Consider the following 23,911-nt stretch of genomic DNA (forward strand, 5'->3'; position numbering starts at 1 on the left):
TATTCACACCAAAGTATAGACGAAAAGAAATATATGGTCAATATCGAAAAGACCTAAAGGAAATCATAAAGGAACTCTGCAGGTACAAGGGAGTGGAAATAGTAGAAGGACATCTCATACCGGACCACGTGCATCTTCTTCTCGAGATTCCTCCGAAGCTGAGCGTAAGCTCGTTCATGGGATACCTGAAGGGAAAGTCAGCGCTGATGATGTTTGACAGACATGCGAACCTGAAGTACAAGTTTGGAAATAGACATTTCTGGTCTGAAGGATTTGTCGACAGTAGGACTGAATACAGCAACTGTGGGAAAATATATCCGAGAGCAGGAGATGCATGACCAAATGGTGGATAAGCTGAGTGTCAAGGAGTATGGGGATTCATTTTCAAACGCAACGAAGAGAAAAAGAAGCGAAAAAGGAATAACAAAAGACAAGAAAACAAAGCATTAAAAAAATTCCTTTGAGGGATAGCGAGCGTCAAGAGCGGTAGCTTGAACGAAGTGAAAGCAAGCGCCTTTAGACGCGAGCAGGTATTACAGGCTTATAGCCGCAGTTCAAACCACGCCTTTTAGGCGTGGTTTTGATTCCTGATATTGAGATGTTGAAAGAAGATTATCCGTCTAATTATCAGATTTTAAAATGACAGGAATCTATCGTTTAATAGCTGCTCCGTTCTATCATAAAGGGAAGCTTGCTGGATATCTTGGGGCTGATAATTTTGAATTCTCAGACCTCATTAATACCCGTATTATTCTAGAGATGACTTCCAAATTATTGGAGTAAGAATAGCTAATCATCATATGATCCAGAAACTTCACCATCTAAGCAATTATGATAGCTTAACGGATGTCCATAACCGTAATGCCCTCCAGCAATGAATTGCCAAGCTAGAAAAGACCAAAGGATCTCAATGGCCTTAAAACTATCAATGATCGTTATGGCCTTGCAGCTGGTGATGCTGCATTATGTAAAGTTGCTTCCTGCTTTCAAGATAATTTAGCAATACTAATATCTATCGTGAAGGAGGCGATGAGTTCATCGTACTGCTTCTACTCATGAGTGAACAGGATTTCTTAGAAACTAAAAAAGCTATACAAAGAAAACTCAGTGAAATAAAAAAGTATGTCATTGCGGTTGGGTTTGCATATACTGAAGATATGATGCAAATAAATGAAACAATAACACTTGCAGATAATAAGATGTATAAAGATGAAGCTGAATACTATCGTATACATGATTGGCGTAAACTAATTTAAGTTTATGCATTTTTTAACGCAAAATGATTGTATTTTCATGCAAGATAGTTGATAATAAAGGCACAAAAAGAAATAGGAGGAAATAGTCTATGAAATGGGTTTGTGATGTTTGTGGATTCGTATATGAAGGTGACGAATTACCAGAAGATTATGTATGTCCAGTTTGTGGTGTAGGTGCTGATCAATTCTCACCTGTAGAAGACGACGAATAATAGATTATTGAGTACTAGCTCAGGTTAGTGCTCTTTTTTTGTGCTAAAATAAAGCTATGAAAGAAGGTTGAAATTATGGAAATAAAGAAAATTGTGATTGCAGGAGCAGGGACAATGGGCTATTCCATGGCTGATATTTTTGCGAAATATGGCTATGATGTTGTGCTCTATAATCATCGTCAGGAAACACTAGATAAAGCCAAAACAAAGATCTCTGAGGCTTCAAGAGAGAAGATTGCCTACACTGTCGATATGCAGGCGTTTGGAGATTGTGACTTGATTATTGAAAATATTATTGAAGATTTTGATAAGAAGTTTGCCTTCTATCAAGAACTTGATCAATATGTCAAAGATGATACCATCATCGCAACCAATACATCAGGATTATCCATCAACAAGCTCTCTGAAGCTGTCAGTCATCCAGAACGCTTTATTGGCTTCCACTGGTTTAATCCACCAACACTCATTCTCTTAACAGAAATCATTAAGAATGATCATACAAGAGATGATGTAGCCAAAGCTATTTATGATTTAGCATTATCCATTGACAAGAAACCAGTTCTTGTCAATAAAGATGTCTTAGGCTTTGCGGCTAATCGATTACAGTTGGCTGTGGTAAGAGAAGCGTTGAGTTTAGTTGATGCTGGAGTTGTTTCTAAAGAAGGTATTGATGATGTCATGAAGTATGGCTTAGGCTTTAGATGGGCTTGCTTAGGTCCACTTGAAACATTGGATTTTGGTGGCCTGGATACGTTCTATCATGTCTCAAGCTATCTCATGCCAGATTTAGAAGATTCTCATGAAATTCCTAAAGAACTTGCTGAACACTATGAACGTGGAGAACTTGGCGTAAAGACGAAAAAAGGCTTCTATGACTATGCCAATGGCAAGGACGTTGAAGCGACAAAAGCTCGTGATACAAAGCTTCAAAAACTCTTTGATGCTTTATATAAAGAATAGATATTTAGAATAATACGACACAATAATTGTATATTTATGGTTACAGGAAATAAAAAATCAAAAAAGTTATTGACAGTTGAAAAGAGTTAACGTATTATGTAGCCAAGTTAAATAAAAAAGCTTCGACCAGGAGAGTAGCTTTTAGGAATTCTTTAGCGAGGTCATACAGAGTGAAAGGTGACTAGATGAACTAGGAGTGAAGCGCACCTGTGAGTGTTCCTTTGAACTTAGTAGGAGGAAACGTGAACCTGCGTTAAGGGATTGAGTTGGTTCATATATTTTATATGAGCAACTAGAGTGGTACCGCGTATAGAACGTCTCTAGAATATTTCTAGAGGCGTTTTTTGATGAGGAGGCAATGATATGAAAGTCCGACGAAGAGAGTTAAGTTTTGATTCATAAATAAGAAAATAAGAAAAGTAGAGGAAAAAGATTATGGAAAAGAAATTTAATAAAGTTGTTTTAGCTTATTCAGGTGGTTTGGATACATCAATTATCATTGCTTGGTTAAAAGAGAATTATGGCTGTGAAGTTATTGCGGTAGCAGCTGATGTTGGTCAGAAGGATGAACTTGAAGGACTTGAACAAAAGGCCTTAAATACTGGTGCTGATAAATTCTATTGTTTAGATTTAAAACATGATTTTGTTTATGACTTCATTTTCCCAGCTATTAAAGCGAATGCAAAATATGAAGATAAGTACTTGCTTGGTACTTCACTCGCAAGACCTATTATCGGTAAGAAGTTAGTAGAGATTGCGAAAAAAGAAGGCGCTGACGCTATCTGTCATGGCTGTACAGGTAAGGGTAATGATCAGGTCAGATTTGAACTTGCGATTAAGGCCTTTGCCCCAGATATGCCAATCATTGCACCTTGGAGAGTATGGGATATCAAATCAAGAGATGACGAAATTGATTATGCAGAAGCAAGAAAGATCCCACTTAAAATTAACAGAGAAACAAACTATTCCAAAGATAAGAACTTATGGCACTTATCACATGAAGGATTGGACTTAGAAAATCCAGCTAATGAACCAAAATATGATGAAATTCTAGAATTAGGTGTTTCTCCAGAAAAAGCACCAGATACACCAACATATATCACAATTACTTTTGAAAAAGGTATTCCTGTTGCTTTAAATGGTGAAAAGATGGATGGTGTGGCTTTAATTGAAAAATTAAATGAAATCGGTGGTGCTAATGGTATTGGTATTATCGATATGGTAGAAAACAGACTTGTTGGTATGAAGTCTAGAGGTGTCTATGAAACACCAGGTGGTACTATTCTTTATAAAGCACATGCTGACTTGGAAGAGATCACACTTGATAAATATACACAGCACTTTAAACAGAAAGTCAGTCTTGAATTAGCTGACATTCTCTATAATGGTTATTGGTATTCACCTTTAACAGAAGCCATCAATGCCTTTGTTGATAAGACACAGGAAAATGTCAACGGTGATGTAAAACTGAAGTTATATAAAGGTAATATTATGGAAGCAGGTATGACTTCACCAACAACACTTTATTCAGAACAAACAGCATCATTTGGTGAAGATGATGATTATAACCAGGCTGATTCAGCAGGCTTTATCAACCTTTATGGATTACCAATTAAGATGATTGCAAAAGCTAAGGAACATAAATTATAGGAGGAAAGCATTATGGCATTATGGGCAGGAAGATTTAGTAAAGAAATAGCAGAAGACGTGAATGCGTTTAATTCATCAATATCATTTGATTGCCGTATGTATCGCCAAGATATCAAAGGCTCTCTTGCCCATAGCAAGATGCTTTACAAACAAGGTATTATTGATGAACAAGCTTACAAAGAAATCCAGCAAGGACTTAAAGAGATATTAAAGGATATTGAAGAAGGCAAGTTACTCTTTGATCCCAATGCAGAAGATATTCATATGTTTATTGAAGCAGAACTGACAAAGAAATATCCCGTCTCAGGCAAGAAGCTGCATACCGGCCGTTCGAGAAATGACCAGGTTGCTCTTGACTTAAGACTCTATGTACATGATGAAATCAAAGAAGTGAAAGAACTTCTTCATCACCTCATCACAACACTAACAACTATTGCTTCAAAACATACCGGAACAATTATGCCAGGCTATACGCACATGCAAAGAGCTCAGCCGATTACCTTTGCCCATCACTTGATGGCTTATGCAGAAATGTTTTTAAGAGACATGGATCGTCTCAACGATATTGATGAACGTACAAATGTCTCACCTCTAGGCTGTGGTGCTCTTGCGACAACGACCTATCCATTAGATCGTCAGTTTGTAGCAGAAGAACTAGGCATGAATGATATTATGTATAATTCACTTGATGGTGTGAGTGATCGTGATTATGCGATTGAATTCATTAATGCTTTGGCACTTATCATGATGCATATGTCAAGATTCTCTGAAGAAATCATTCTTTGGTGCAGCTGGGAATTTAAGTTCATCGATCTAGATGATGCTTATGCGACAGGTTCATCCATCATGCCGCAAAAGAAGAATCCCGATATTGCTGAACTTGTAAGAGGAAAGAGTGCAAGAGTCATCAACAGTGTCTCTACACTTCTTACAGTCATGAAGGGTATTCCTCTTGCATATAATAAGGATATGCAGGAAGACAAGGAAACACTCTTTGATGCCTTGGATCAAGTCAAACTGTGTTTGCCAGTCTTTGATGAAATGCTGGCAACTATGACAGTACATAAAGACAAAATGAGAGAAGCAGCTGCTAAAGGCTTCATCAATGCAACTGATTGTGCAGATTATCTGACAAAGAAGGGTATGGCTTTTAGAGATGCCTATAAGATTACAGGCAAGCTTGTAGCTTACTGCATTGAAAATAATGAAACACTTGAATCATTACAGCTCTCTGAATTCAAACAGTTTACTGATATGTTTGAAGGTGATGTTTACAACGCTATTAGCTTAGAGACATGTGTCAAGAATAGAGCTGTTGTTGGTGGTCCAAGTCCAGAAATTGAAAAGACCAATATCGCAAGAGTAATTAAGAAAGCTGGTGCATTATTATGATCAAGGCGGGAATTATTGGGGCAAGTGGTTATGCTGGAAGTGAAGTATTAAGATTCTTGCTGAACCATCCTGAAGTTGAAGTTGTAGGCGTGAGTGCGCATTCTGATGCCAACAAGAAAGTTTCAGAACTTTATCCATCTTTCTATCAAATCTGTGATCTGCCATTTTTAGAAGATGAAGATGAAGTGATTGAAAGAGCAGATGTCATTTTTGCGGGATTGCCAGCAGGCATCAGTGAACCCTTTGCCAAAAAAGCACTAGATCAAAACAAGAAGTTTATAGATTTAGGTGCTGACTTTAGACTCGATAACCCAGAAGACTACGCTTTCTGGTATGGCAAAAAGTATGAAAACAGTGCCCTTCATCAACAACAGGTCTATGGCTTACCAGAAACACACCGCAACGAAATCAAACAGGCTAGTTTAATTGGTAATCCAGGCTGTTATCCAACAAGTGTTCAGCTCGGTCTCTATCCAATTATGCTTCATCATCTCTATGCTAATAAACATATCATTGTCAATTCGGCATCAGGAGTAACTGGGGCAGGAAAGAAACTGACAGAAGATACGCACTTCACTAAGACGAATGAATCCTTTCATCCATATAAAGCAGGCAACCATCGTCACACACCTGAAATAGAGCAGGAGCTCACAAAGATGAGTGGGGAAGCCATACATATTACCTTTGTACCACATCTTTTACCAGTCAATAGAGGTATTGTTTCAACAATGTATATTGATCTCAAAAAAGATATTAAACTCGAAGATATTTATAAGCTTTATCAAGAAACATATCAAGATGAACAGTTTGTGCGTGTCTTATCATTAGGTAAGCAAGCAGATCTTAAGTTTGTAACTTATACAAACTATTGTGATATTTCATTACATATGGATGAAAGAAATCATACACTTATTGTCGTTTCAACAATTGATAATATGGTTAAAGGAACAGCAGGCCAAGCTATTCAGAATATGAATTTAATGTTTGGCTTAAAAGAAAATACAGGACTGAATTATGTCGGCCCTTCTTTCTAGGGGGAAATAAGATATGAGAGATATAACTGGTGGTGTTTGTGCACCAGAAGGCTTTATGGCTAATGGGATACATGCAGGAATGAGAAAGAATAAATCAAAGAAAGATTTATCCTTAATCTATTCAAAAGAACCATGTATTGCCGCAGCAACCTATACACAAAATAAGGTAAAAGGGGCACCATTAATTGTCACAAAGAAACATTTAAAAGATGGTATTGCCCAGGCTATTATTTGTAATAGTGGGAATGCGAATACATGTAACAGTAATGGTGTTGAACTTGCAACGGAAACATCAGAACTGCTAGCTAAGGAACTTGGCATTAAGGAAGAAGATGTCATTGTCGCTTCAACAGGTGTGATCGGCCAGCCCATGGTCATTGATCCATTTAAGGAGCATATGCATGAACTTGTGGCAGGTTTGAAGAAGGATGGCTCTGATGATGCCGTCCAGGGTATTATGACAACGGATACAAAGCCTAAAGAATATGCCGTTGAGTTCGTTATTGATGGACAGATTGCCCATATTGGAGCAATTGCGAAAGGCAGTGGAATGATTCATCCCAACATGGCAACTATGCTGGCATTTGTGACAAGCGATGTTGATATTTCCAAGGAAATGCTGGATATCATGATTCATGAAGTTGTCAATGATACATTTAATATGGTCTCTGTTGATGGTGATACATCAACAAATGATATGCTTTGTGTAATGTGTAATGGTCTTGCAGGCAATAAGAAAATCGTCTTCAAAGATCATGATTACCAGGTGATGGAAGATGCGCTGTTCTATATTTGTGAACAACTTTCAAGAGATATTGCGAAAGATGGTGAAGGTGCTACAAAGCTGCTCACATGCAAGGTATCCCATGCCAAGTCGGTCTGGAATGCGAAAGCTGTAGCTAAGAGCGTTATTACGTCTTCGCTCTTTAAAGCAGCCATGTTTGGCAAGGATGCCAACTGGGGACGTATTCTTTGTGCCATTGGCTATGCACCTGCCGATGTTGATGTCAATAAGGTTGATGTTCACTTACAATCAACAGTAGGGAATCTCTACGTCTGCCATAATGGCATGGGTGTTACGTTTGATGAAGAGTTTGCGACTAAAGTGCTGAGTGAAGATGAAATCATTATTGCGATTGATCTCAATGATGGTGACTATTCCGCTACGGCATGGGGCTGTGATCTCACTTATGACTATGTCAAAATTAATGGCGACTATCGAACATAGGAGGGAGGTAGATGGCTACGGATGCAGTACTAAAAGCCCATATTCTTTCAACAGCCATTCCATACCTTCAAGAATATCGTGGTAAGGTTGTTGTTGTGAAATATGGTGGTAATGCGATGATTGATGAAGATCTCATCAATAATGTCATTGATGATGTTTGTCTGATGAATCTTGTGGGCATTAAAGTTGTGCTTGTGCATGGAGGTGGTCCTGAAATCTCCCATGCCTTAAAGCGTGCCCATATTGAATCGAAATTCATCAATGGCTTAAGATATACGGATGCTGATACGATTGATATTGTCCAGGAAGTATTAGCTGGCAAGGTGAATAAGAATCTTGTCAAAAGAATACAAGCAAAGGCTAACAAAGCTGTCGGGCTTTCCGGTATCGACAATATGCTTCTTGAAGCTAAACCTGTCAGTGAGGAGCTGGGGTATGTAGGAGAAATTACAGCTGTTCATAGTGAATTAGTGGAAGCGTTGTTAGACAAAGGGTATATTCCTGTTGTAGCAAGTGTCGGTATGGATACGAATGGCAACTCCTATAATATCAATGCGGATACAGCGGCTGCGGCCATTGCGGCTGAATTAGGTGCTGAGAACTTATTAGTTGTATCGGATATACCTGGCTTGTTGAAGGACAAGGATGATGAAGCATCTTTAATTTCAGAGGTTACAATTAGGGATGTTGATAAGCTAGAGGAAGCTGGCGTGATAGCTGGCGGGATGATTCCAAAGGTGGAATGCATTGTCAATGCACTAAAGGGTGGTGTGAAGAAAGCTGTCATTATTGATGGACGTCTGCCACATTCTATTCTTATTGAAATCTTTTCAGATGAAGGATTTGGTACGCTATTTAAAAGGGCATAACTCTTTTTCGTATACTAAGAGCTAGAAGTGATCAATTGCTTCTAGTTCTTTTGTTTTAGGATAATATTCCATAATTTTGAAATAATATGTAGTCTTTATCAGGGAGACAATAACATTGGTTGTTATATTGAAAATATCCATATCATCAAGGAAGTTTGTATCTAAGAATTGCAGTATGCCCTAGGTTTTCCTGATTAAGATGTACTTAGAAAATGACTTTTTTGTAATTATTGCAGTAAAGTATTTGATTAGCTTAAAAATAGCGTGATTACTTAATTCGGTTTTCATATATTGAAAAATACTCTTTATATAGCTATAATAGAAGAAAAAAGGATGATGATGACATGAAAAATGCAGCAATATTATTAGCAGACGGTTTTGAAGAAATAGAATGCTTGGGTACTGTTGATATTTTAAGAAGAGCAGGTATTCAAGTTGATATGATTTCAATGAATGAAGAACTTGTTGTAGTGAGTGCAAGAAATATTATGGTACGTGCAGATAAGAACTTTAACCAAATGGATCAATATGACATGATCATTCTTCCTGGTGGAGCTGGTGCATGGAAACTGAGAGATGATGATCGTGTGATAGCGTTATTGAAGAACTATGATCATGATGAAAAGTATATCTCAGCTATTTGTGCAGCACCAATGGCATTAGGAGCAGCAGGTATTGTTGAAGGAAAAACAGTAACAAGTTATCCTGGAGAAGAGATTGAGAGCTATTTGAATAATACACATTATGTTGAAGATGAAGTTGTTACTGATGGCCATCTCACAACATCGCGTGGTCCAGCAACAACATTTGCCTTCGCTTATCGTCTTGTAGACTTGCTTGGTGGCGATAGTGAAGCACTTAAGGAAGGCATGCTTTATAATAAATATTTGAAAAAGTAAAAGAGAAGATATGCATATCTTCTCTTTTAAAATGCCTATATAAATAAAAAACCTCTCATATGAGAGGTAGTAATCCAATGGTGACGGATACGGGATTCGAACCCGTGAATGCATGCGTGAAAGGCATGTGAGTTAACCGTTTCTCCAATCCGCCACAGATGGCGCCTCAAGTAGGACTCGAACCTACGACCCCCTGATTAACAGTCAGATGCTCTAACCAACTGAGCTATTGAGGCATGTCCCCTTGGACCTCACATAATATAACATGTATCAATACCCTTGTCTACAAAAAAGTGAAAAAGTTTATGCAAAAGTTTCAAGAAAAGTATTAAAGAGATCTAGAAGAGATCTCTTTAATATAAGATAAATATATAAAATATAAAGAGGTAAGAAAAGATAATAACTATTTAGTAATAAATTCAGGATAAGCCTGAGATCCATGTTCACCAATATCAAGACCACCAATCTCTTCCTGAGCACTAGCACGTAAGCCCATTGTTTTAGCGATAATTTTAAACATAATGAAGCTTGTAATACCTACCCAAAGAACAACTGATGTAATGCCTAATAACTGGATGCCAAGCTGTTTGAATCCACCACCATAGAACAAGCCAGTTACAGCAGAAGTAACAGGTGTTTTTGTGGCAAATAAGCCAACCGCAATTGTACCCCAGATACCATTCAGGCAATGCACACCTACAGCCCCAACAGGATCATCAATATGGAACTTCTTATCCAATAATTCAATACCAAAGACAACCAATACACCAGACACAGCCCCAACAGCCATAGAACCATAATAATCAATGACATGACAACCAGCAGTAATAGCGACTAAACCAGCTAAAGTACCATTAAGTGTCATAGAGATATCAGGCTTACCATAACGATGCCAAGTGACAAACATTGTCACAATTGTAGCTGTACAGGCAGCTAAATTTGTCGTTAAGGCAGTATGACCAACATATGTTGCTGCTTCGAGAGAAGAGCCTGGGTTGAATCCAAACCAGCAGAACCATAGTACAAAGACACCTAAAGCTCCTAAAGGAATGTTATGCCCAGGGATGGCATTTGAAGAACCATCCTTATTATATTTACCAATACGAGGTCCTAAGGCAATGGCTCCCATTAATGCAGCAACACCGCCAACTGTATGAACGGCAGCACTACCAGCATAGTCTACAAAACCAAGTTTAGCTAACCAGCCACCACCCCAGATCCAGTGACCGGATACAGGATAGATACAAAGAGAAATAATAAATGTATATAGTAAGTAAGCTTTAAATTTTGTACGCTCAGCCATAGCCCCTGAAACAATTGTTGCAGCTGTCGCACAGAAGACTGTCTGGAAAAAGAGATAGACAGTTGGTGATAAATCTTTAAAAGCCTGTAATTTCAAGCCTGTTGGATTGAAGAATCCGCTTGAGCCTATAATCCCCCCGGCATCATTACCGAACATCAATCCAAATCCCAAGACAAAGAATGCAATGGATCCAATACAAAAGTCCATTAAGTTCTTCATCAGGACGTTGTTTGCGTTTTTACTTCGCGTAAACCCTGTTTCTAGAATGGCAAAGCCAGCCTGCATGAACATAACCAGGCAACTTGCCACAAACACCCAAACAATGTTGATTAATCTTATTGTGTTCATATGTATTCCCCCTAATTCATATAAAACCTATAAAGCTTCTTCGCCCTTAGCACCAGTACGAATACGCATAGCATCCAGGCATTCATAAACGAATACTTTACCATCACCAACATTACCAGTTGGCAACACTTCAGCAATTCTTGCAAGAATCGTATCAACCTTGGCATCGCGGACAATGACTTCGACTTTCATTTTTGGCACCAGGTTCACATTGTAGACAACACCCCTATATTGTTCTACATAACCCATCTGGTTACCATAGCCCATAACGTTAGAAATATTCATCCCCGATACTTTCATATCAACAAGAATCTTTTTTAAGTCTTCAAACTTCTCTGGTCGAATAATAATTTCTAGCTTTTTCATATTGCCCCTCCTTCTTGAAAAGATATTATCATTATAATAGAAAACTATTAATATGCAAGATTAAATTATCAAAATGACATAAAATTATCAATTATGAAAATAACAACAAAACCTCATAAAATCCATTGACACCATAAAGTGTATTTGATATTATAAATGAGCATTCGGTGAAGGGAGCTTAGCTCAGTTGGGAGAGCGTCTGCCTTACAAGCAGAGGGTCAGCGGTTCGAGCCCGTTAGCTCCCACCATTTGTATTAAAACTAGATAATGCCGACTTAGCTCAATTGGTAGAGCAACTGACTTGTAATCAGTAGGTTGTGGGTTCAATTCCTATAGTCGGCACCATTTAATGGGGAGGTAGCGAAGTGGCTAAACGCGGCTGACTGTAACTCAGTTCCTTTTGGTTCGATGGTTCGAATCCGTCCCTCCCCACCATCCTTGCCCTGGTGGCGAAATTGGTAGACGCACGGGACTTAAAATCCCGCGGACTTCAAACTCCGTGCCGGTTCGACTCCGGCCCAGGGCACCATCTTTGGTGTTGCGGGTGTAGTTCAATGGTAGAACTCCAGCCTTCCAAGCTGACTACGTGGGTTCGATTCCCATCACCCGCTCCAATAACAGTAAACGAACACAACTCATTATAGTTGTGTTTTTTTTTATACTTCTATCCCCCATTAAATAGAAAAAGCTGTAACACATTAGTGCTACAGCTTTATTTATGCCATTTTGCCTGATTTTATAAAGGGATCACGCCAGAAGACAAAGAGAAGATAAGCTGTCATGACTAGCCAGATTGATGGTTCACAAAAAATAACAGCCATATACTTGAATTGTGGAATAAAGATGATGACAAATATGACTTTACCTATAAACTCAATAACACTTGAAACAAGTGGGAGTAGCTTTTGACCAATTCCTTGTAAGGCACTTCTTGTTTGCATTAAGATTCCTAATACAAAGTAGTTTGGTGCAACTATTCTTAAGTACAGTGATCCATTTCCTACGACAATAGGATTGTTGGAAGATGAGATAAAACGAACCATAGCTGGAGCTGCAAACAATAATAAAACAGTCAATATTACAGCAACGATAAAGTCATAAATATAAGCATCAAGCATACCTCTTCTAATACGGCTCGGATTGTTGGCACCTTTATTTTGAGAAATGAAGGTTGCAATCCCCTGCCCCATACTAGTAAAAGGCATATTACAGAACATATAAAGTTTTCTTGCGGCAGTATGCCCTGCAATAACATATTGTCCTAAACCATTAATACCTGATTGAAGAATAACGGAACCAGAATTCACAATTGCTGATTGCATGGCCATTGCATAGCCCTGTCCAGCAAGATCTTTATAGAGCTCTTTGTCAAAGACAAAGTCATTTCTATTAGGAATAAGAATAGGTGTGGATTTGATAATATAGAAGAAACACAAGATTACGGATATCCCTTGAGCAATGACTGTGGCAATAGCTGCCCCGGCTACCCCCATATGGAACTGAGTAATAAATAAGATATCTAAACCAATATTCAATAATGAGGAGAAAATCAGAAAAACAAGGGGCATAAAGGAATTGCCGATAGAACGTAACAATCCTGCAGCAAGATTATAGGCAAACATTACTGTTAAGAAGAGAATAATCCAGAAAATGTAACTGTAAGCTTCATTAAAGATAGCATTGGGGACATTGATGGCATGCATTAATGGCTTAATGCTAAGCAAAGCAATAACAGTAATACCAACTGAAGAGAGAATACCAATAACAATTGCCCCAGCAACACTTTTCTTTAGGAGTCTTTCATCCTGACTGCCATAAGCCCTTGCTGTGACGATTGCAAGACCGTTTCCAATGCCTAACGCAAAACCATTAATTAAGTCAAAGACTGAGTTGACAGAACCAATAGCTGCAAGTGAATGATCTCCTAAGAACTTACCAACAATAAATGTATCCATTGTATTGTAGAATTGTTGGAAAATAGAAGAAATGAGTATAGGTATCGCAAAAAGCACAATTCCTTTGAATATAGGACCATGAAGCATATCTATGGCTCTATTTTTCATTTTTGTTTGGTCCATAAAATAACCTCCGAATATTTTAATAAATTTATTATATACTTCTCTTCTCATAATTTGGTGTTTTTTCAAAATTAGATTTTTTGCATTATTTATAAGAAAGCGTATAATGAAAAGAAATAGGAAGGTGAAACTATGGCAAAATTATTATATCAAGGCCATGGCAGCTATCGTATCACTTCCGATAATGGTATTGTAGTTTATGTGGATCCCTACGCTGGAACAGGTTATGATGTACCTGCAGACTTAGTTATTGTTACACATGAACATAACGATCATAATAATACACAACTTGTTACTTTGAAGAAAGGTGGAGTCATTATTAGGCATGCTGATCTTCATAAAAAGAATTATTCTATATATAACTACAAAAATATCATTATTGAAGGCGTACCTGCCATGAATGCACATCATAATCCAGATGATTGTGTTGGATTTATTATGGATATAGATGGAATTAGAATCTATGGGGCAGGGGATACTTCATACTTTGAAGATATGAAGTATTTTAAGAATCTAGATTATGCCATCCTGCCAACTGACGGAATCTATAATATGGATATGGCAGAAGCAAGCAGAGTGGCAGATTTGCTAGATACAAAGTATGCGATACCTGTTCATATGGCTCCAGGACATCTCTTTGATGACGAGAAAGTTAAGGCATTCAAGACGAAAAAAGCGTTGGTTTTAAAACCAGGGCAAGAAATCACGTTAGGTGCTTAATGCATCTTTGAACCATGAGTTGGCTAAAACTTTTGGTTCTTTTATTATAAGTTAATTTATAAAAAAGAAGTCAAGGAATACTAGTTTGTTCCTTGACTTTCTTTATCCATTTTTTCTTTTTTAATATGACGTGGCAATTGAACGATGAAGGTTGTGATGTGATCATGACTTGTCATGAAGATCTGGCCTTTATGCATCTCAACAATATTTTTCGCGATGGCTAGTCCTAATCCTGTTCCACCAGCATTTGTACTTCTTGCCGTATCGGCACGATAGAACTTATCAAAGATATAAGGCAAATCTTCTTTAGAGATTGTATCTCCTTCATTCATAATCTTAATAGTCACAGTTTTTTCATCACCAATAACCTCTACCTTTAATTGAGAGTGGTCATAACCATACTTCAAAGCATTAGAAAAAAGATTATCAAACACACGTGCTAATAATTGCCCATCTCCAATGACATAAAGATTATGATCCTTAATTGAAAGGATTGGTTCAATCGCATGTTCCTGAAATAACAACGTATATTCATCAGTTAATTGTAGAATAAGTTCAGATAAATTAATAATATTCAAATTCATCTTAATCTTTGCATTATCAAGCTTAGTAAATTCAAATAAATCATCCATCATTGATTTTAAACGTAGTGATTTATTATATGCAATATGTGCATAATTAATAATGTCTTCATGGGAAAGATTATCACTCGAACCAATCAAATCAAGATAACCAATAACCGAAGTCAATGGTGTACGAAGATCATGAGCAACATTGGTAATCAAGTCATTCTTTTGTTTTTCAGCATTACGCTCTGCTTCATATGCAAGCTGCTCGTTTTCTCGTAGAATATTTGCTTCTTTTTCTTTTTCGTGCAAAGTGTTGCTTAGGGCATTAATGTTGGCTGCTAACATTCCTAATTCATCATCATATTCAATCTCACAACGCGCATCATAATCTCCAAGGGTAACATCCTGAATAGTCTTGTTGAGAGAATTAATATATCTTAAAGTAATATTCATTAGTTTAAAGAATATCGATATAAATAAACTAAATGTTATAACATAATTAAGTAAAAGGTTGGCATTATCACTAATATGAATAAACTTAAGAAGAGAAATACCTAAATCTACAATAGATGCTACCGCTGTAGCAATAATATAACTCAATGTAACATTAATAAGAATACGCCAACGGAAAGATGAAATAAAAAGGCGTCTTAATTTCGCAATCATATCGTAAACTTATAACCAATACCCCAAACAGTCTTAATATGGCGTGGTGTTCTTGGCTGCCTTTCTACTTTCTCACGTAATTTTCTAATATGTACCATGATAGTATTATTCGCATTTGTAGGTTTTTCATGCCAGATTGTCTCAAAGATATCTTCTGTTGAATAAACTTTTTCAGGATTGCTGGCAAGTAAGACAAGTATATTGTATTCAATACGTGTGAGTCTAACTAATTGACCGTTGATTGTCACTTGTTTCTTGTTTGTATCAATAATTAAGTCATTCGCATTAATTACACCATTGTTCTCTTCAATAGGCTTATTGAGAACAGTGAAACGTCTTAATTGACTCTTAACTCTTGCAACAAGTTCTTTCGCATTAAATGGCTTGCCAATATAATCATCAGCACCCTTCATTAAACCTTCAACCTTGTCATCTTCTGAAGTCTTGGCTGAAAGGAAAATAACAGGAATATTATACTTGCTACGAATAAGTTCCAGGGCTTGCATCCCATCGATTTCAGGCATCATCACATCTAAGATAACCAATTCAATATCATAATCCCTAATATCATTTAAGATGTTTGTAGCATCATAACGCTTATGAACAATATAACCTTCCTGAGACAAATAAATTTCAATCAGATCACATATTTCTTTTTCATCATCAACAACTAAAATATGAGGTGTATCCATACTTCAATCCTCCTTATTCCAATGATAAGTGTAATTGAAGAATTAATCAAGCAATCATTTCAGTACAAATTATTATAGAGAATAATTAATTTCTATTCTATATTGCTTCTCATGCTTTTACAAAACAAAGAGAAAAGGAAATCAGACCTCTTGTTCTTTCTAAGCTTTATAATGCCTATTTCAAGAGTTCATGTATGTGTTAGAAAACTGTTTTTTCGCACTAAAATTCGTTTTGAAGAAATTTAAAAAAGAATTGTCATAGTAAAAGACATTTGTTATAATCGTGAAGGGCAACTCCAAATGTGTGAGTTGTTTTTTCTTTTTTATCCAGAAGAAGGGAGTAATATATGGCAAAATTTATCTTTGTAACAGGTGGTGTTGTTTCAGGTTTAGGTAAAGGCCTAACAGCAGCCTCATTAGGACGTATTCTTAAAAACCGCGGATTAAAAGTTTTTATGCAAAAACTCGATCCTTATATTAATGTAGACCCAGGTACAATGTCTCCATACCAGCATGGTGAAGTATTCGTTACTGCTGATGGTGCGGAAACAGACTTGGATTTAGGACACTATGAACGTTTTATTGATACAGAATTAAATAGAAACTCTTCAGTTACGACAGGACGTATTTATAGTGATGTAATCACTAAGGAAAGAAGAGGAGACTATTTAGGAGCAACAGTACAGGTTGTTCCTCATATCACAAATGAAATCAAGAGTAAGATCTATGCTGCTGCGCATAGCAGTAATGCCGATATCGTCATTACGGAAATTGGTGGTACAGTAGGTGATATGGAATCATTACCATTTATTGAAGCTATCCGTCAGGTACGTTTAGACTTAGGATATGAAAACACATTCTATATCCATACAACTTTATTGCCATATATTGATGGCTCTAAAGAAGTGAAGACAAAACCAACACAGCATTCTGTAAAAGAATTATTAGGCTATGGCATTCAGCCAGATATGATCGTGGCAAGAAGCGGTCATGAAATAACACAAGATTTAAAAGAAAAGATTTCATTGTTCTGTAATGTCCCAACAGAAGCCGTTATTTCTAACTATAATGTTGATGTTTTATATGATCTTCCAATGCTTCTTGTAGAACAACATATGGATGATTTAGTCTTAAATCATTTACGTATTGATGCACCAAAGGCTGATATGAATGAATGGGCAGAGATGATCAATACAGTTAAGAACTTAAAAGACACTGTTACAATTAAGCTTGTTGGTAAATATGTACAATTACCAGATGCTTATATTTCAGTTAATGAAGCATTAAGACATGCTGGTTATGTGAATAATTCAGATGTAAATATTGAGTGGGTAAACTCAGAAGAAATCAATAAAGAAAATGTTGCACAGATGCTTGAAGGAGCTGATGGTATTATTGTACCAGGTGGCTTTGGTAATCGTGGTATTGAAGGTATGATTGTTGCGATTAGCTATGCGAGAGAAAACAATTTACCATTCCTAGGTATTTGTTTAGGTATGCAATTAGCTTCTATTGAATTCGCAAGAAATGTATGTAAGCTAGATGATGTCAATTCGCTTGAATTCGATAAGAACTGCATGACACCATTAATCAGCTTAATGCAGGATCAGACAATGGAAGAAATGGGCGGTACACAGCGTTTAGGTAACTATACTTGTGAACTAGCACCAGGTAGTTTAGCACATGAACTTTATGGCCAGGATACTATTCATGAAAGACATCGTCATAGATATGAATTCAACAATGTCTATAAAGGAGAACTTGCTTCCAAGGGGCTTGTCTTCTCAGGCCGTAATCCTAAGCGTAATTTAGTAGAAATTATTGAATTACCAAACCACCCATATTTCATTGCTTGTCAGTTCCATCCAGAATTCAAATCAAGACCTAATGAACCACATCCATTATTTAAAGGCTTAATCAAAGCAGCCCATGACAAGAAATATCATTAAAATGAAAGGAATGTACAAACATTCCTTTTTTTGAAGTATAATTTTGTTGAAAGCGAGGACATTGATATGCGTATAGGACAATCAATAGATATTCATCAATTAGTAGAAGGGCGTCCCTTAATACTAGGAGGCGTACATATCCCTTATGAAAAAGGCTTAAAAGGACATAGTGATGCAGATGTATTACTTCATGCCATCATTGAAGCTATTATTGGGGCAATGGGAGAAGGAGATATTGGCAAACACTTCCCTGATACAGATCCCCAATATAAAGGTATTTCATCAATGATTCTTTTAGAAAAGACATATGAAATGATGGTTAACCATCATTATAAGATAGGCAATGTTGATGCCATCATCATGACTGAACAACCTAAAATGGCACCCCATATTACAGCTATGAGAGAGAATATTGCCCAAACTCTTCATACCGATGTTAACAACATTAACATTAAAGCAACACGTGGAGAAAAGATGGGTTTTGTTGGAAGAGGAGAAGGTATTGTCAGCCAAGCTGTTGTACTTTTGGAAAATGCATAATATGTAAATTGCATTTACGTCCATCTTGACTATAATAAACTCATGGAGGTGGAAGCATGAAGATCAAGAATCGTATCATTATTATCGTACTCTTATTCTTCATGGTCACTGTCGCTTTTTTGACTTATATAGCTGCTACAATGACAATCTTTTCATTAAAGAAAGATGTCTTTATCTTTGAATATGGCACCCAGATTCCTACTGAAGTTGATTACTATGTGAATGCTTCAAAACGTGTTTCACAAAGTGTCGTCTTGAATTTAAAAAATGTAGAAAACAAAGTCGGTACCTATAAAGCAACAGCATCCTATCTTGATGAAGAACTCCATTTCACCATTAAAATCGTAGATAATACCAAACCTAAAGTCACCCTCAAACAGGTTGTCTTTAGAGTGACAAAGGGTGAACAGCTTTATGCCAAAGATACCATCGGTCATATTGAAGATGCTTCCCTCACCAATGTCTATTTCCAGTCAGCTGATGATTCAAAAGACCTCACTAAGTATAAGCGCTATAAGAATTATGGCACATATATCGAACGTGTTGTTGTCATTGACAACAATGGTAACGAATCAGCACCATTAAGGGTAAAGATTGTTGTTGTACGTAATACAGAACCACCAGTTATTAAAGGTATCAACAATATTAAAATAGCAGTGAATTCAAGCTTTGATCCATTATCGGGCGTTAGTGCTTATGATGCCGTTGATGGCGATATCACAAAGAAGATAGAAGTCATTGGCAGTGTGGATACAAGCCATCCAGCTGTCTATACACTACGATACAGAGTTGTGGATTCATCAGAAAACGAAACAATCAAAACACGAAAGGTAATTGTTGAATGATCACAAATATCTATATCTTAATATGTATTGGTATCTGGATTTATATTCACTTTATTGCGGATGATGATTATTATGCGACAGCAATGCGATTAGGTGCAATGTATCCAGAGAAGGTCAGTAATGATCATGAATATTGGCGTATATTTACTTGTAATTTTATTCATGTTGACTTCTTGCATCTATTCATGAATGTCTACTGTATTTATTCTTTAGGACATTATTTTGAAATGATTATGACAGAGCCTGTATATCTTGCATTACTAATAGTTTGTATGTTATCTACAGGATTTATTGTTTATGCTTCAAGCTTTTACTTTGAAAGTGCAAGACATGCCTTGACGCTTGGGGCATCCGGTGTCTTCTTTGGCTATTTAGGTGCGATGATTGCCTTAGGGCTCTTTGCGGGAGGCTATTTCACAACAATGCTTACAAGCAATATCTATGCCATCATCATTAACTTGGGGGCAACATTCTTTATTCCCCATATCTCTAAAAGTGGACACTTAGGTGGCATGTTAGGAGGATATCTCTTTATTTTCTTCCTCTATCTCATACACTATATCTAGGAAATATCAGTTGATATTTCCTTTTTTAACATCTTTATATGATATCTTTCACATATTATCATCCTACACTTTAAGTACGAGGTGAAAGATATGCAAAGAAAAACGAAAAATATCATTGCTGCAGTAACCTTAACAGGATTACTCGCATTGACCGCTGTAACAATGTACCTATCCAAGTCAAACACAAAAGGTGCTTCAGGCCAACTAGAAGCACCACATAATAACTCCTCTGATACAAATAATGCACAATCTTCCAATTCCAACAATGCAGTACCACCAAATGGCAATCCACCAAATGGCAATCCACCAAGCAAACCCAATGGCTCAATCAAAGGTAATATGCCTAGAACAATGCACAACAAGATATTACCAACGGGTTATTATGTAGCTTTTGGGGCTGAATCATTGTCCATTGCCTTAGTTGTTGTTTATCTCATTATATCAAAAGGCAATAAGAAGACTTTTAAAGAAGTCATGGGAAACAAGGATCGTGTTGTAGCAGGCATTCTAGCTGCTATACTTATGACAGCAGGTGAAAGCTATATATATGACAAAGCATTATCTTGTGAATATAGAAAATGGACATTTGGCCCAAAGAAACACAACAAATGCTTCTAGTTCAACAACTGTCACGTCCACCAAAACTGTCAACAATGCCAGCTCGACAAAATCGGATGAAAGTGCAGTATTGGTAAAAAGCGGGGGAAAAGCAACAATTACGGGTAAAGTTACGAAATCCGGTGATGCCACAAATACTGAAAGCTCTGAATTCAACGGAGTTAATGCCGCTGTTCTTGTCCAGAAGAATGGCACAGCTACAATCAAGAATGCTACAATTCAAACAACGGGCAAGGCAAGCAATGCTGTCTTTGCATCAGGAAGTTCAAGCAAAATCACTATCACTAATTCCACTATTACAACAACAGGATCAAGTGGGGCAAGAGGCTTGGATGCTACCTATGGTGGAACTATTGTCGGTAAGAATCTCAAAATCACAACCCAGGGAACAAGCTCAGCTGCTTTAGCTACGGATCGTGGCGAAGGGAGCGTAACAGTCGATCATTCTACACTAGAAACAAATGGCAAAGGCTCACCTGTAATCTATTCAACAGGAAAGATTACACTTACGAATTCTAAAGGAAATGTGAATGGAAGTCAGAATGTCGTTGTTGAAGGCAAGAATAGTGCTACTATCACAAATAGTACACTTAGTGCTAGTGGTTTGGGCAATCGCAATAATGTCGATAGTGCCGGTGTGATGCTTTATCAGTCAATGAGCGGTGATGCAGGTAACGGTACAGCCAACTTCACCTCAGCAAATTCTACACTTTCCATCCAGTCAACATCATCTGTCTATAAGAGTGCACCAATGTTCTTTGTAACCAATACATCAGCCATCGTGAACTTAAAGAATACAACACTAAATTTTGGCTCAGGCATATTAATGTCCATCAAAGCTACGAGTGAATGGGGGAATAATGGACATAATGGTGGCAATGTAACACTAAATGCAGACAGTCAGACATTGAATGGTGCAATTAACCTAGATAAACTTTCAACACTAACATTCAATCTAAAGAATGGTTCAAAATATACAGGACAAATCAATAGTGATCAAAGTGCTAAAAGCGTTAAGCTTACGCTTGATGCCTCATCCAAGACCACATTAACAGGTGATACATATGTTTCATCTCTAGAAGATGCTGATAGCACCTATAGCAATATCAATTTCAATGGCTATAAACTCTATGTCAATGGCAAAGCACTCAATGCCTAACAATGAAGAAGCTCTAAAATGAGCTTCTTTTGATTGAAAATAAATATTGCTATGAATAAATTCATTTGAAATAAAAATACCTATTGATTGAAGAATGATTAGGAGTATAAAAAATAATAGAATTATATTTATTTTATTATTGTTGTGTAAACAAGCACTTTACAAAGATGTATTGATGACATATTATATTAACGGAAGGGGAATAGTAATATATCACTTCGTCTTTAAGCTGGGAAAATCAATAATGAAAAAGTATTGATTAATTGGGATAAAGTTGATATATTATGTTTGCTCATGAGAATCATTGTTGGATTGTTATAGGAGGCATATTTATGGAGAAAAAGTTGCCAACAGATGCACATGTACTTGTTTCTTTCTTAAACACTAAATTAAGAGACGAATACGATTCATTAGATGCACTTTGTGATGACTATGATGTAAAAGATGATGAGTTAATCTTGAAAGCATTATCAATCGATTACACATATGATCCAGAACTTAACCAGTTTAAGTAATATAAACTTAAAGAAGGGCTTCAAGAGAGATGAAGCTCTTTTTTATTAAGTAAAAGTTTGGTTTAGTAAAAATAATTGTATTATACTTTGTGGATTTCCTACAAAAGTGATATAAATATTGGGATGATAGTGCTATAATATGAGGCATAATTATGGAGGATTTGTGAATGCTTAAGTTAGAAGATTTTAAAGCAGCGAAAGAACGTGTTGATGAAGTCATCACACCTACTCCGCTCATTTATAGTGAACCATTCTCAACAGAATGTCGTAATCAAGTGTATATTAAGCCAGAAAACTTACAGAAGACTGGCGCTTTTAAGATACGTGGAGCATACAACAAGATTAGAAAGTTATCCGAAGAAGAAAAAGCAAAGGGACTTATTGCTGCTTCAGCAGGTAACCATGCCCAGGGTGTTGCCTATGCAGCTAGAGAATTAGGTGCCAAGGCAGTCATCTGTATGCCTGCTCATACGCCACTTATTAAGGTTGAAAACACAGAAAAACTTGGCGCAGAAGTTGTCTTACATGGCGAAGTGTATGATGATGCCTACAATAAATGTATGGAGCTTGTGAAAAAGAATGGCTATACATTGGTTCATCCATTTGATGATGAAGATGTCATTGAAGGACAGGGCACAATTGCCTTAGAAATCTTAGAGGAATTACCTGATACTGATGTAATTCTTGTACCAGTAGGTGGTGGTGGATTGATTTCCGGTGTTGCAGCTGCAGCTAAATCTATCAATCCTCGTATTAAGATTATTGGTGTTGAACCAGAAGGTGCAGCAAGTGCTTTGGCAGCTATTAATGAAGATAGAGTTGTTTCTTTAAAAGAAGCTAATACTATTGCGGATGGTACAGCTGTAAAGACAATTGGTAAGTTACCATTTGAATATATTAAGGAATATGTTGATGGTATTATTACTGTATCAGATTATGAATTAATGAAAGCATTCTTAGTAATGGTGGAAAAACATAAACTGGTAGCAGAAAACTCAGGTATTCTTCCTCTTGCTGCATTAAAGAAGCTCAATCTTAAGAATAAGAAAGTTGTTTGTCTTGTATCAGGTGGTAATATTGATGTAAGAAGTATCTCTTCAATGATCAACAAGGGCTTAATTGAAAGAGGACGTATCTTCTCATTCTCAGTACAGCTCCCGGATAAACCAGGACAGCTTGTTTATGTTGCCCAAGTGCTTGCTTCATGTAATGCGAATGTTATTGCGGTTGACCACAACCAGTTTAGAAACTTTGAAGACTTTGGTGAAGTGGAATTACGTGTGACTTGTGAAACGAATGGTGAAAAGCATATTGCACAGATCATTGATGCCTTCATGAAAGATGGCTATAAAATTACAAGAATCAATTAAGCTATGTCTTTTGATATGACCCCTGTCAAGTAGACAGAGAAAATATCCAAAACAACTACCAAGCAAGGTCAATTAGATTTGGCCTTGTTTTTTATTGTTGTGCTTGC

At 36.9% G+C, this 23,911-nt stretch carries 24 protein-coding genes, 7 tRNA genes, 2 pseudogenes and 1 other annotated feature; of the genes and pseudogenes, 26 read left to right on the forward strand and 7 right to left on the reverse strand.

Features of this window, described 5'->3' with window-relative positions; all coding sequences use genetic code 11:
• The 12 genes and pseudogenes from tnpA to T529_RS0109060 all read left to right on the forward strand — a co-directional run.
• Positions 1-450: pseudogene (gene tnpA, locus T529_RS12365) on the forward strand (IS200/IS605 family transposase); the annotation flags it as partial.
• 189 nt (positions 451-639) lie between these two features.
• A complete protein-coding gene (locus T529_RS13170; RefSeq protein WP_156032233.1) occupies positions 640-783 on the forward strand; it encodes a hypothetical protein in 144 nt (47 codons plus the stop codon).
• A gap of 132 nt (positions 784-915) precedes the next feature.
• Positions 916-1,059: pseudogene (locus T529_RS13800) on the forward strand (hypothetical protein); the annotation flags it as partial.
• Positions 1,056-1,256: a hypothetical protein gene (locus T529_RS0109020; RefSeq protein ID WP_033163288.1), complete on the forward strand. Its 201-nt coding sequence runs from the start codon at positions 1,056-1,058 to the stop codon at positions 1,254-1,256. The pseudogene T529_RS13800 and the gene T529_RS0109020, both read left to right, overlap by 4 nt.
• 89 nt (positions 1,257-1,345) lie before the next feature.
• On the forward strand, positions 1,346-1,468 hold the full coding sequence (locus T529_RS0109025; RefSeq protein WP_033163289.1) for a rubredoxin-like domain-containing protein: 123 nt from the start codon (positions 1,346-1,348) through the stop codon (positions 1,466-1,468).
• A gap of 75 nt (positions 1,469-1,543) precedes the next feature.
• Positions 1,544-2,428: a 3-hydroxyacyl-CoA dehydrogenase family protein gene (locus tag T529_RS0109030; RefSeq protein WP_033163290.1), complete on the forward strand. Its 885-nt coding sequence runs from the start codon at positions 1,544-1,546 to the stop codon at positions 2,426-2,428.
• Between the two features lie 113 nt (positions 2,429-2,541).
• Positions 2,542-2,753, forward strand: a binding site (T-box leader).
• Positions 2,754-2,863: 110 nt separating this feature from the next.
• Positions 2,864-4,078: an argininosuccinate synthase gene (locus T529_RS0109035; protein WP_033163291.1), complete on the forward strand. Its 1,215-nt coding sequence runs from the start codon at positions 2,864-2,866 to the stop codon at positions 4,076-4,078.
• Between the two features lie 12 nt (positions 4,079-4,090).
• Complete coding sequence (gene argH, locus T529_RS0109040) at positions 4,091-5,470, forward strand: argininosuccinate lyase (RefSeq protein ID WP_051646941.1); 1,380 nt, start codon at positions 4,091-4,093, stop codon at positions 5,468-5,470.
• Positions 5,467-6,504: an N-acetyl-gamma-glutamyl-phosphate reductase gene (gene argC, locus T529_RS0109045; RefSeq protein ID WP_033163293.1), complete on the forward strand. Its 1,038-nt coding sequence runs from the start codon at positions 5,467-5,469 to the stop codon at positions 6,502-6,504. The genes argH and argC overlap by 4 nt, the downstream gene beginning before the upstream one ends.
• Positions 6,505-6,517: 13 nt before the next feature.
• Positions 6,518-7,732 carry a bifunctional ornithine acetyltransferase/N-acetylglutamate synthase gene (gene argJ / locus T529_RS0109050; RefSeq protein WP_033163294.1) on the forward strand — a complete coding sequence of 405 codons (1,215 nt, stop codon included), beginning with the start codon at positions 6,518-6,520 and terminating at the stop codon, positions 7,730-7,732.
• Positions 7,733-7,743: 11 nt separating this feature from the next.
• On the forward strand, positions 7,744-8,601 hold the full coding sequence (gene argB / locus T529_RS0109055) for an acetylglutamate kinase (RefSeq protein ID WP_033163295.1): 858 nt from the start codon (positions 7,744-7,746) through the stop codon (positions 8,599-8,601).
• A 344-nt stretch (positions 8,602-8,945) separates the two neighbouring features.
• On the forward strand, positions 8,946-9,500 hold the full coding sequence (locus T529_RS0109060) for a DJ-1 family glyoxalase III (protein ID WP_033163296.1): 555 nt from the start codon (positions 8,946-8,948) through the stop codon (positions 9,498-9,500).
• Positions 9,501-9,578: 78 nt separating this feature from the next.
• On the opposite strand, the gene T529_RS0109065 is transcribed toward T529_RS0109060, so the two are convergent.
• The 4 genes from T529_RS0109065 to T529_RS0109080 form a co-directional block, all read right to left on the reverse strand.
• Positions 9,579-9,654, reverse strand: a tRNA-Glu gene (locus tag T529_RS0109065).
• Positions 9,655-9,659: 5 nt separating this feature from the next.
• A tRNA-Asn gene (locus tag T529_RS0109070) sits at positions 9,660-9,736 on the reverse strand.
• 167 nt (positions 9,737-9,903) lie between these two features.
• Positions 9,904-11,151, reverse strand: a complete 1,248-nt coding sequence (locus T529_RS0109075; protein ID WP_033163297.1) for an ammonium transporter — start codon at positions 11,149-11,151, stop codon at positions 9,904-9,906.
• 27 nt (positions 11,152-11,178) lie between these two features.
• On the reverse strand, positions 11,179-11,517 hold the full coding sequence (locus T529_RS0109080) for a P-II family nitrogen regulator (protein ID WP_033163298.1): 339 nt from the start codon (positions 11,515-11,517) through the stop codon (positions 11,179-11,181).
• A 172-nt stretch (positions 11,518-11,689) separates the two neighbouring features.
• Between T529_RS0109080 and T529_RS0109085 the strand changes: the two genes are divergently transcribed.
• The 5 genes from T529_RS0109085 to T529_RS0109105 all read left to right on the forward strand — a co-directional run bounded on the left by T529_RS0109085 (position 11,690) and on the right by T529_RS0109105 (position 12,131).
• Positions 11,690-11,765, forward strand: a tRNA-Val gene (locus tag T529_RS0109085).
• A gap of 21 nt (positions 11,766-11,786) precedes the next feature.
• Positions 11,787-11,862: transfer RNA gene (locus T529_RS0109090), tRNA-Thr, on the forward strand.
• Between the two features lie 6 nt (positions 11,863-11,868).
• Positions 11,869-11,952 (forward strand) — tRNA-Tyr (locus T529_RS0109095).
• A gap of 5 nt (positions 11,953-11,957) precedes the next feature.
• Positions 11,958-12,046, forward strand: a tRNA-Leu gene (locus T529_RS0109100).
• Between the two features lie 11 nt (positions 12,047-12,057).
• A tRNA-Gly gene (locus tag T529_RS0109105) sits at positions 12,058-12,131 on the forward strand.
• 102 nt (positions 12,132-12,233) lie between these two features.
• Here T529_RS0109105 and T529_RS0109110 read toward each other — a convergent pair.
• On the reverse strand, positions 12,234-13,595 hold the full coding sequence (locus tag T529_RS0109110) for an MATE family efflux transporter (protein ID WP_202962290.1): 1,362 nt from the start codon (positions 13,593-13,595) through the stop codon (positions 12,234-12,236).
• A 132-nt stretch (positions 13,596-13,727) separates the two neighbouring features.
• Between T529_RS0109110 and T529_RS0109115 the strand changes: the two genes are divergently transcribed.
• On the forward strand, positions 13,728-14,315 hold the full coding sequence (locus tag T529_RS0109115; RefSeq protein WP_033163299.1) for an MBL fold metallo-hydrolase: 588 nt from the start codon (positions 13,728-13,730) through the stop codon (positions 14,313-14,315).
• An 80-nt stretch (positions 14,316-14,395) separates the two neighbouring features.
• On the opposite strand, the gene T529_RS0109120 is transcribed toward T529_RS0109115, so the two are convergent.
• Both T529_RS0109120 and T529_RS0109125 read right to left on the reverse strand, forming a co-directional pair.
• Positions 14,396-15,550, reverse strand: a complete 1,155-nt coding sequence (locus T529_RS0109120) for a sensor histidine kinase (protein WP_033163300.1) — start codon at positions 15,548-15,550, stop codon at positions 14,396-14,398.
• Positions 15,547-16,242 (reverse strand): response regulator transcription factor, encoded by a 696-nt coding sequence (locus T529_RS0109125; RefSeq protein WP_033163301.1) that lies wholly within the window; start codon positions 16,240-16,242, stop codon positions 15,547-15,549. Before T529_RS0109125 ends, T529_RS0109120 begins: the two co-directional genes overlap by 4 nt.
• A gap of 347 nt (positions 16,243-16,589) precedes the next feature.
• On the opposite strand from T529_RS0109125, the gene T529_RS0109130 reads away from it, so the two are divergent.
• The 8 genes from T529_RS0109130 to ilvA all read left to right on the forward strand — a co-directional run bounded on the left by T529_RS0109130 (position 16,590) and on the right by ilvA (position 23,804).
• Positions 16,590-18,191, forward strand: a complete 1,602-nt coding sequence (locus T529_RS0109130; RefSeq protein ID WP_033163302.1) for a CTP synthase — start codon at positions 16,590-16,592, stop codon at positions 18,189-18,191.
• Positions 18,192-18,257: 66 nt separating this feature from the next.
• The gene (ispF, locus tag T529_RS0109135) at positions 18,258-18,731 is read left to right on the forward strand and encodes a 2-C-methyl-D-erythritol 2,4-cyclodiphosphate synthase (RefSeq protein ID WP_033163303.1); all 474 of its coding nucleotides are present in this window, start codon (positions 18,258-18,260) and stop codon (positions 18,729-18,731) included.
• Positions 18,732-18,787: 56 nt separating this feature from the next.
• The gene (locus tag T529_RS0109140) at positions 18,788-19,576 is read left to right on the forward strand and encodes an immunoglobulin-like domain-containing protein (protein WP_081823104.1); all 789 of its coding nucleotides are present in this window, start codon (positions 18,788-18,790) and stop codon (positions 19,574-19,576) included.
• Entirely contained in the window at positions 19,573-20,142 is a 570-nt protein-coding gene (locus T529_RS0109145) for a rhomboid family intramembrane serine protease (protein WP_033163304.1), read from the forward strand. The genes T529_RS0109140 and T529_RS0109145 overlap by 4 nt, the downstream gene beginning before the upstream one ends.
• Before the next feature lie 90 nt (positions 20,143-20,232).
• Positions 20,233-20,760, forward strand: a complete 528-nt coding sequence (locus T529_RS12635; RefSeq protein WP_051646942.1) for a hypothetical protein — start codon at positions 20,233-20,235, stop codon at positions 20,758-20,760.
• Complete coding sequence (locus T529_RS12370; protein ID WP_051646943.1) at positions 20,690-21,919, forward strand: hypothetical protein; 1,230 nt, start codon at positions 20,690-20,692, stop codon at positions 21,917-21,919. The genes T529_RS12635 and T529_RS12370 overlap by 71 nt, the downstream gene beginning before the upstream one ends.
• 332 nt (positions 21,920-22,251) lie before the next feature.
• The gene (locus T529_RS0109155; RefSeq protein WP_033163305.1) at positions 22,252-22,434 is read left to right on the forward strand and encodes a DUF4250 domain-containing protein; all 183 of its coding nucleotides are present in this window, start codon (positions 22,252-22,254) and stop codon (positions 22,432-22,434) included.
• Positions 22,435-22,601: 167 nt separating this feature from the next.
• A complete protein-coding gene (ilvA, locus tag T529_RS0109160; protein WP_033163306.1) occupies positions 22,602-23,804 on the forward strand; it encodes a threonine ammonia-lyase in 1,203 nt (400 codons plus the stop codon).
• The last annotated feature ends 107 nt before the right edge of the window (positions 23,805-23,911 follow it).

The organism is Sharpea azabuensis DSM 18934, from assembly GCF_000702165.1.
Classification (GTDB): Bacteria; Bacillota_I; Bacilli_A; order Erysipelotrichales; family Coprobacillaceae; genus Sharpea; species Sharpea azabuensis.